At 56.9% G+C, this 1,453-nt stretch carries 1 pseudogene; it reads right to left on the reverse strand.

Annotated features, from left to right (window positions below):
• Positions 1 to 1,453: pseudogene (locus DRI82_RS23630) on the reverse strand (hypothetical protein); the annotation flags it as partial.

Genomic DNA, 1,453 nt, shown 5'->3' on the forward strand with positions numbered 1-1,453 from the left:
ACACGGTCAAAACAGCCCCTGGCGCCCCGTTAAAACTCACCACCCCGGCGTTATTCAGGCTGGCGAGGGTCTGGCTATAACCGGCCAGATCCAATTGGCCCGCAGTACCCAACGTGTAGTCAGAGTTGGCACTGAACGCATTGGCTGCTCCCGCCTGCAAGGTGCCGGCGCTGATGGTGGTCGCGCCGGTATAGTTGTTTGCCGCTAACAAGCGTGTGGTTCCACCGCTGAGATGATTAACCGCCAGCTTTCCGGTCATCCGCGGTGAGAAATCGATATCATCGGTATGGTTAAAGTTGACCGTTGCCGAGCCCGACCCGCCGGTGATGCTGGCGGTAGTAAGAGTACCGGCCAGATTGCCGTCGCCGATATTCAAGGTACCCGTGGCGCCGTTATACATGGCAAGATTCATGGTATCGGCAGACACTTGCGTCTGATCGGCAAGGGTCAGCGTGCCATTACCTAAGTGGCCAACATAGAGAGTGCTGCTGCTTTTCCACTGCGACCCGTCACCGGATATCTTGACAACGCCCGTCGAACCGGTATTGGAGCCAACAAAGGCAGTGGTATTGCTCACCGCGCCGCCCTGGTCAATGGTGAGCGTGCCAGTACCGGAGTGACCAACAACGAGGCTGCCGCTGTTATTCCACTGCGACCCAGTACCGGACACCGTGACAAGGCCCGAAGTGCCGTTTTGGGCGATATTGCCTGTCGTATTGTTCACCACGCCGCCACGGTCAATGGCGAGCGTGCCACTACTGGAGTTGCCAACAATGAGAGCGGCGCTGTTCCACTGCGAGCCAGCATCAGACACCCTGACAATACCCGTCGCGCTATCGTAACCGATATAGGCTGTTGCTGTTGTATTGTTCACCACGCCGCCACGGTCAATGTTGAGCTCGCCATTACCTTTGCTGCCAACATAGAGGTACCTACCGTTATTCAACTGCGATCCGGCACCGGACACCTCGACAAGGCCCGAACCTGTAACGTAGCGGCCGATGTAGACATCCTTGGTATTGTTCACCACGCCGCCCTCGCTAATGGTGAGCGTGCCATTACCAGAATTGCCAACAATGAGGTCGCTGTAGTTATTCCATTGCGAGCCAGCATCGGACACCGTGACAATGCCCGTTGAGCCGGTATTGCTGCCGATTTCGCCCGTTGCAGTGGCCGCTGAACTGTTCACCACGCCACCCTCGCTAATGGTGAGCGTGCCAATACCGGCGCGGCCAACAAAGAGGCTCTGGGTTATATCCCACAAACCACCAGTCGACACATTGACGGTACCCGTCGACCCAACGTAGTTGCCGAGAATGCCAAGTCCTGTGTTGGTAACCTTGCCGCCGTCGTTAATGTTGAGCGTGCCATCACCATAGAAGCCAATATTGAGGCTCTCATTACTCCATAGCGACCCGGCACCGGACACGTTAACAACGCCTGTCGCCCCGTC

The organism is Edaphovirga cremea (assembly GCF_003332275.1).
GTDB lineage: Bacteria > Pseudomonadota > Gammaproteobacteria > Enterobacterales > Enterobacteriaceae > Edaphovirga > Edaphovirga cremea.